Genomic DNA, 7056 nt, shown 5'->3' with positions numbered 1-7056 from the left:
TAACTTTTCCTGCCCTCCTGCCGGTTCTCATAGAGCCGACATTCCTCCATGACGGCGGCAACCTCGTCCGGCACTTCCACGAACGTGTCCTTGGTGTAGAGCGGGTAATAGTGCTTGCGTAAATTGATGATTGCCATGCCGCCCTCACTTTCCCTGGGAGTGGTCTGCGTAGTAGCGGCGGAGATTGCACAGACCACGGCGGATGGAGAGGCACACATTACTGTTGTGAACGCGCTCCCGGTCTGCGATCTGCTGTTGGGTCAGCCCGCCTATGTAATAGGCGCAAATCCGGCGGGCCTGGGTGGGAGTGGCGTAGGCCAGGGCCTCCCGCATAGCAGCTACCAGCCGGTCACGCTCGGCCCGTTCCTCCGCCAGCATGACAAGCTGCTCCGGGGACGGGCTGTGTTCCAGCGCATAGTTCTCCGTCCACTCGAAAGCATCCAGCGAGTAATAGGCCCGGTGATACCGCTTGCGGCGCTCATGGTTCCGCATTTCCCGGACGGACTGGCACAGCACGTCAAAGACTTCCTCGCTGACCTCCACCAGCTTGTCATGCTGACAGTGGGGGTAGTGGAGCCGTAGGTTGATAACTTTCATTTTGACCTCCTAAATGACAGGAGGGACAAGCAGTTTCGGCTGCTTGTCCCTCCCGGTGATGGAGCTAACGCCCCTCACCTGGTAGCCACTTAGGGGGCCTATCGTATGGGCCTATTTCAGAAATTTCCGAAAAATGTTTCTGGCCGCATTGATGGAAGTCTGTACTGAACCTTTGGTACAGCCGCACATCTCGGCAATCTCCGCATAGCTGAAATCATCGAGAGCGTACAGCAAGAACCGTTCCCGCTGGGTGGGAGTGCAGAGGGCCAGCACTGCCAGAATTTCATCCAGTGTTTCCTGCTGGCAGACCAATTCCTCCGGGGTAGCGCAGTAGGGCAATCGGCCCTCTGTGGCGATGTCTACGAGTATCTCACCCAGGCCGACCACAAGACGGAGAACCTTGCCCATGAACAGCGGCGGCATTGGGATGGCCGCGAATTTGACGAGTACATGATCGACCGAAACGGACACAGCCTGTCCATAGTAGTTGATGGTGATTTCCATCGTCCTTTCCTCCGTTCAGATTTTTGGGGTCTGAACGAAGGGGGTGGGGAGCGGCAGCGAGGCTGGTATCCTTGGCCCGGAAATAGAAAAGCGCCCGAACAGTACAAAACCGTTCGGGCGCGGGACATAACAGTATGAGCCGTCAGAAAACGACTATTTTCGCAAACATGGGTAGGGGATGCCGCTGCGGGAGGCAGGCTTTTTTTGACAAGTGCCTATCTACCTGTAATCGCATGGCGGTATCCTCCTATATGCCGCCAGTGAGTATAAAAATGACGGCCTTCGATTTCTCAAAAGCCGCCGTCTTAGGGCGTGACAAGTTGTGCAATACGATGGCTTTTTTCTTTAGCCGTCGTGCGGCAGATAGGCTATCAGACTATTTCAGTAGGTCTTGTAGTGTTTGTTCTATTTCCTTGTCAATACAAATGGTTTGCGTTTCGATTTCCTGCGGGCAGATCGCCTCACCAAAGTTAATGCAGGCGTATGTGGCCTGATTATTTGAGGCAGTCATTCTCCAAAACGGATATTTGATAATGACTGGCGTATTGTAACCCACTCCCAGTTCCAGAAACAGGACAGCCGCATTTTCATGGCGGCGCAGGAAATCGGAATACCGTTCGGCGGCAGAATGCCAACCTTCATCTTCCACAAATGTATCATCTGCCCGGAGGTTCATTGTCAAAGGCTTGCCACAGTGGGGACAGCGGGGGATTAAGGAAGATGGGATGCGCATATCCTGTTGCTGTTCCATCATGGCCTTTATGACACCCTCGTTATCAAAGGTTTCCTGACAACAAGGTTCACTGCACTGGAACAGTCCATAGTCCCCCTGGGTGTAGAACAGCCTCTTTTTGTCAAAACCGGCCTTTTGGAAACAGTGGTCTACATTTGTGGTCAGCACAAAATAGTCTTTGTCCTTTATCAACTTCAGCAGATTTTGATAGACCGGCTTTGGTGGATTTGTATAGCGGTTGACCGTGATGTAGCGGCTCCAATAGGCCCAGTATTCCTCCGGGGTGCTATACGGATAAAAACCACCGGAGTACATATCCCGAAAGCCATATTTCTGCGCAAAATCCGAAAAATACTGCTCAAACCGCTCCCCGGTATAAACAAATCCCGCCGAGGTCGAAAGTCCCGCGCCAGCACCGATGACAACGGCATCAGCGGTTTCCAGCGCAGCTTTCAACCGCTCAATTTGCTGCGAGTAGGTTTTGGTAGATTTTATAATCGACATCTTTGAAAACATTGAAGATCACCTGTATCTCACTCTCATGTTCTGCTCGGTATTCCTTAACTGTCCGCACCGCAATTTCTGCCGCTCTGTCGTTGGGAAAGTGAAATTCTCCTGTGGAGATACAGCAGAATGCGATACTCTTTACACTGTATTGCTCCGCCAACTCCAGACAGGAGCGGTAACAGGAGGCCAATAATTCTTCATCCGCCCTTGTCAGCGGCCCGGAAATGATGGGGCCAACGGTGTGCAGGATATACTTGCAAGGGAGGTTATAGGCCGATGTGATTTTTGCCCTGCCGGTTTCTTCTTCTCGACCCTGCTCCCGCATGATCGCGGCGCACTCCTGCCGCAACTGCACCCCGGCATAGGTGTGGATGCAGTTGTCAATGCAGCTATGGCAGGGAACATAGCAGCCGGTCATGCCGCTGTTGGCGGCATTGACGATAGCATCACAGCGCAAAGTGGTAATGTCTCCCTGCCAAAGATAAATCCCCTCTGATACGGGTGTCAGGTCTGTGAAATCGGTAACGCCCTTTTGGGCCAGTTCTCCCTGGAGATATTCGTCCTGCACGGCAAGGAAATCTTGATCAATCGGTCGAGGACCGCGGATGTTCATCAGGGAGCGGAACAATCTCTTTTGTTCTGTGGTATCTGTTGGAACAGGCAACCCCTGATACCTGGGCTGTTCAGCAAGCAGTTCCTTTATCAGATATATTCTACGTTCTGCTTGGGTCATATTATCCTCGCTTTTCTATGGCTTGGACAGGACAAACCATATGGCAGTTGCCACAGTGCAGACAATGCTCCTGCTGGATTTGATAAGGTGTTCCCGGCTCAATACACCGCTGGGGACAATGCTCGGTGCAACTGCCGCAGCCAATGCAAGCGTCCGTAATTTGATAGCCTTTTTCTTTGACAATCCCGCTGCCGATGGTATAGCTTTCCCGGAAAATCGGATTAACGCCGAGATGAAAATATTCGATTTCCGCATCTGTAATCTCGAATACAATCCCAGCCAGTTTTCGGGTATCACCCGGATATACGTTAGACAGGTAGGGTTGTTCCTCAAAGATCGTATCAATCCATTTCTGCTGCTCTGTTTCACAGGCCGGTTTTGCATGAGCGGACAGCCGAATCATCTCTTTGTACTTTGTGTAGCCGAGAATTTGAACACGCCCGTCAGTCAGCAGTTGGCGGCAGAAATCCTTGCCCTTGGCCGTAAAAAAGTACATCGCCTCTGGCTCATAGTGAATGGCGCTGATGTTGCGAATTTGCGGTGCGCCATGCTCATCCACTGTGGCAAAGGCCAGCACGCCCACATATTGCAGCTTTTGCAAACAGGTTTTTGCGTCCACCCTTACCCCTCCACAATTTTACCGCGGCCCATTTTGCGGGGCTTTTCCCCCGGATATTCGCCGCTCACATAGCCCAGCAGCACAAAACAGCGGGCAATATAGTTTTCGGGAACGCCCCAATCCTGGAGCATAGCCGCCCCGATCTCATTGTCAAAGGTTTCCTCGCCTCTTGCCACAATGCAGGAGGAAATGCCCAGTTCTGTTGCCATCAGCACCATATTTTCAGCGCAGCAGAAGGCATCTGGAATACTGTAAAGGAAATTTTTCGGCGCAAACACAATACAGACGGAGGGCGCGCCATAAAAGCCGCTTTTTATGCCGGGGTCATCAATAATGCTGGGCTGTTCCCTGGATACATAGGAACCGGACAGCTTGCTCCGGTCAAATCCAGTAAGGTTCATTTTCCCAATCTTCTCCGCCAGCGCCGCGTTATGGACGCCCACGATCATACTCCGCTGACCGCCTCCGGCGTTGGGGGCGTAAGTTCCAGCCTCCATGATTTTTTCCAGGCCGGCTTTCGGTATCTGCCTGTTCTGATATTTGCGAATGGAGCGGCGGTATTTCATCAGTTCCAGCAGTTCCATTATTGTACCTCCTTCCAGCATTGAGGGTCGGCGTCATAGAAATCCCCATGTGCGCCGCTGGCTACGGCGGGACAGCCCCGACACCAGGCCAACAACTCGCATTTGGCGCATTTCTTAAACTTTGTATAGTCCCGGTAAGTCTCCATCTCACAGACCCACACATCCGCAATCCTGTCCTCAAAGACATTTCCAACCCTGCTGTTCTGAACACGGCGGCAGGCGTAGAGATCGCCAGTGGGCAAAATGGTCAGGTGGCAGTTACCGCAGTTGCAGCCGCCGTAAATCATCCCGTCCTCCGTCCCTTCGGGGATTTTGAACGCCCCGGTTTCATATTCATACAGCGTCCAGAGGTGGTCTTTTTTGTTGAAGTAGGTTTCACAGCCCGCCGCCTCATACGCCTTGAATTTTTTATCGCAGAGGGCCAACAATTCTCGGTACTCCTGGGGCGTCATGCCGGTGTTCTTTTCCTCGCTGGTGGGGCAGTAGCGGGCAAAGGCAAACACATCCACGCCGTATTCTACCACAGTGTCTATGATGTCAGGGACTTCCTTGATGTTTGTTCCCGATACGGTGGTCATAATCACGCTGCGGATACCGGCGTTTTTGATGCAGGCGATTTTTTCAAGAGTGCAGTCAAAAGAACCGGGCTTACGAAACCAGTCATGTGTTTCACGCATACCATCCAGAGAGAGTTGGTATTTCTGACAGCCATAGGATTTTAACTGCTTACAGACTTCATTGGTCAAATGAAATGGATTGCCCATGATAGCAAACGGAATGTCCCGTTCTTTCAGCAGGCCCAGCAACCGCCAGAAATCGGGGTGCAAAATAGGATCGCCGCCGGTGAGATAGAAATAGGGCAGACGGTCATACATTTCGCACATATCACAGCAGTTGTCCACAACGTCCTGCATCTGCTCCCAGGTCATGGCATCCAGCTTTTTGCAGTTGTCCTCCGAGAAGATATAGCAGTGCTTACACCGCTGATCGCACTCATCTGTGATGTGCCATTGAAAGGAAAAATACTGTTTCATCTCGTGCTCCCCTTATATGAATACCGGCAAGAGCCGATTGCATTTAGAAAGCCCCTGGCAAGGGCTGGCCTTACCAGGGGTCAGCGTGAAGTTACTTGTCGCCAGCACCACAGGCAGTGCCGCAGGCGGCAGGCTTTTCCTCCGGCTTGCCGGACGCGCCACAGGCGGAACCGCAAGCGGCGGGCTTTTCCTCCGGCTTATCAGCAGCGCCGCAGGCAGCGGGTTTGTCGGACGCGCCGCAAGCAGAACCGGCCCAGCCAGACAGATTAGAGAGTGCCATAATGATTACCTCCAGGTATGTTTGTCGAACTTTTCTGTTCGCAAGTTCATAATAGCGTAGCCTAGAAATCAAAACAAGTAGGCACAATTTTATTACTCAGTCACCTTTTTGTAACCTATTGCGCAAATACTGTTCTTGCATTATAATTGGAATGTAACACTCAATTTTGAACCTATAGGAGAGTACATCACTATGCTGACAAAAGAAGAATTACCAGAGTGCGCAGTTGCTACCACCGTACAAATCATTGGGAGCAAATGGAAATTGCTGATTTTGCGTAATCTGCTGCAACGCCCATGGAGGTTTAACGAGTTGCGAAAGGATTTGGAGGGTATCAGCCAGAAAGTCCTTACCGACAGCTTGCGGTCTATGGAGGCCGACGGTATTATCAGCCGTACCGTTTATGCGGAGGTTCCGCCCCGTGTGGAGTATGCCTTGAACGATTTGGGCGAAACACTTCGGCCAGTTATGAAAGCTATGGAGGATTGGTGATTTCTTTATAAAAGTTTGGTAAAGTGAATTTATTCTTTGTATAGAAAAATCCCGGTACATCTTCTGCACCGGGATTTCTCTGTTTCAGCAATATATCAGTTCCGTGAAGATGATTTCCTCTACTTGGGCCTTGCAACAATTCATCAATCCCACCCAACTCATGGGCTCACGGGCTTTCAATTCCTCGGTGGCCCCGGCCTCCTTTGCCATTCCCGGCATCATTCTCTCCAACAGGTCGTTGGCGGCATCCTCGGTTTCCAGCAGATGGGCGTACAGCTTGCCGTCCATCACCAGCTTGGCCCAAACGATGGGACGATGCTCTTTCAGATACCGCAGACGCAACAGGCCATACTTGCCCAAACTACGGTCAGGCGGTGGTTCTATCGTCAGATCGGGGAGGTAATAATCGCCCACCTTCACATAATCCAGTTCAATTTTCATATCGGTGCTCTCCTTTCTCTCAAAGCGTGGGACGGGTCTGGACAGTGGCCCTCTGCGGCTCTTGGCGGGGCAGGCTGGCGGCGGTGGTGAGATACCGCGCTCCATGTCCTCGGCCCGTAAAGCGGCCCTCTTTGCGTCCATGACGGGCTTGCGCTTGATACTGTACCGCCGGTCATACTCTTGTTGCTTGCCACTGGCCTTGCGGCGAAGATATGCCTGATGCAGCTTGTCCCGCCGTTCCTCCCGTCTGCGAAACGCCTCCTGTTCCTCTGGGGTCAATTCCGCTTCCCGGAAAGATGGCGGTATATATCTGCCCACAAAATTGAAGTAGATTTCAACCGTCTGCGTGGTGTCCTGGCATCCTTTGCGGTCACGCTCATGGACAAGGATTTTATCGACAAATTCATTGAGCATGGTGTTTGTCATGGTGTCAAAGCCCTGGTATTTATCAATCAGAGCGATAAACTTTTCCGCCGACTTCTTGCCCTGGTCGTAACTGCTGACGGCCTTTTCCAATTCCGCAACCTCGGCG

Annotated in this window: 10 protein-coding genes and 1 pseudogene; 1 reads left to right on the top strand and 10 read right to left on the bottom strand. The window is 52.0% G+C overall.

The annotated features are described in order from the left end of the window. Positions 1 to 144: 144 nt before the first annotated feature. The 8 genes from D1646_RS10515 to acgA form a co-directional block, all read right to left on the bottom strand. Positions 145 to 597, bottom strand: coding sequence for an RNA polymerase subunit sigma-24 (locus D1646_RS10515; protein WP_160636419.1), 453 nt, complete (start codon positions 595 to 597; stop codon positions 145 to 147). Positions 598 to 708: 111 nt separating this feature from the next. After that, positions 709 to 870 (bottom strand): sigma factor-like helix-turn-helix DNA-binding protein, encoded by a 162-nt coding sequence (locus D1646_RS23695; RefSeq protein WP_347565188.1) that lies wholly within the window; start codon positions 868 to 870, stop codon positions 709 to 711. A gap of 607 nt (positions 871 to 1477) precedes the next feature. Beyond that, a complete protein-coding gene (locus D1646_RS10505) occupies positions 1478 to 2350 on the bottom strand; it encodes a Sir2 silent information regulator family NAD-dependent deacetylase (RefSeq protein WP_160636417.1) in 873 nt (290 codons plus the stop codon). Further along, complete coding sequence (locus tag D1646_RS10500) at positions 2295 to 3074, bottom strand: protein-ADP-ribose hydrolase (RefSeq protein WP_160636416.1); 780 nt, start codon at positions 3072 to 3074, stop codon at positions 2295 to 2297. Before D1646_RS10500 ends, D1646_RS10505 begins: the two co-directional genes overlap by 56 nt. Before the next feature lies 1 nt (position 3075). Further along, entirely contained in the window at positions 3076 to 3693 is a 618-nt protein-coding gene (locus D1646_RS10495; RefSeq protein WP_160636415.1) for a 4Fe-4S binding protein, read from the bottom strand. 2 nt (positions 3694 to 3695) lie between these two features. After that, positions 3696 to 4277: a nitroreductase family protein gene (locus D1646_RS10490; protein ID WP_160636414.1), complete on the bottom strand. Its 582-nt coding sequence runs from the start codon at positions 4275 to 4277 to the stop codon at positions 3696 to 3698. Next, the gene (gene acgM / locus D1646_RS10485) at positions 4277 to 5311 is read right to left on the bottom strand and encodes a radical SAM/SPASM domain protein, ACGX system (protein WP_160636413.1); all 1035 of its coding nucleotides are present in this window, start codon (positions 5309 to 5311) and stop codon (positions 4277 to 4279) included. The genes D1646_RS10490 and acgM overlap by 1 nt, the downstream gene beginning before the upstream one ends. A 91-nt stretch (positions 5312 to 5402) precedes the next feature. Continuing rightward, positions 5403 to 5591, bottom strand: a complete 189-nt coding sequence (gene acgA / locus D1646_RS10480; protein WP_160636412.1) for an ACGX-repeat peptide — start codon at positions 5589 to 5591, stop codon at positions 5403 to 5405. 192 nt (positions 5592 to 5783) lie between these two features. Between acgA and D1646_RS10475 the strand changes: the two genes are divergently transcribed. Then, complete coding sequence (locus D1646_RS10475; protein WP_160636411.1) at positions 5784 to 6083, top strand: helix-turn-helix domain-containing protein; 300 nt, start codon at positions 5784 to 5786, stop codon at positions 6081 to 6083. 84 nt (positions 6084 to 6167) lie between these two features. On the opposite strand, the gene D1646_RS10470 is transcribed toward D1646_RS10475, so the two are convergent. Together D1646_RS10470 and D1646_RS10465 are read right to left on the bottom strand one after the other, a co-directional pair. Beyond that, complete coding sequence (locus D1646_RS10470; RefSeq protein ID WP_160636410.1) at positions 6168 to 6524, bottom strand: TnpV protein; 357 nt, start codon at positions 6522 to 6524, stop codon at positions 6168 to 6170. Positions 6525 to 6543: 19 nt separating this feature from the next. Then, a pseudogene (locus D1646_RS10465) lies at positions 6544 to 7056 on the bottom strand (DUF4368 domain-containing protein); the annotation flags it as partial.

Source organism: Pseudoflavonifractor sp. 60 (genome assembly GCF_009911645.1).
In the GTDB taxonomy this organism is placed as follows: Bacteria; Bacillota; Clostridia; order Oscillospirales; family Oscillospiraceae; genus Lawsonibacter.
Note: the sequence above shows the minus strand (reverse complement) of the source record. Positions and strands in the feature narration are given on the sequence as shown.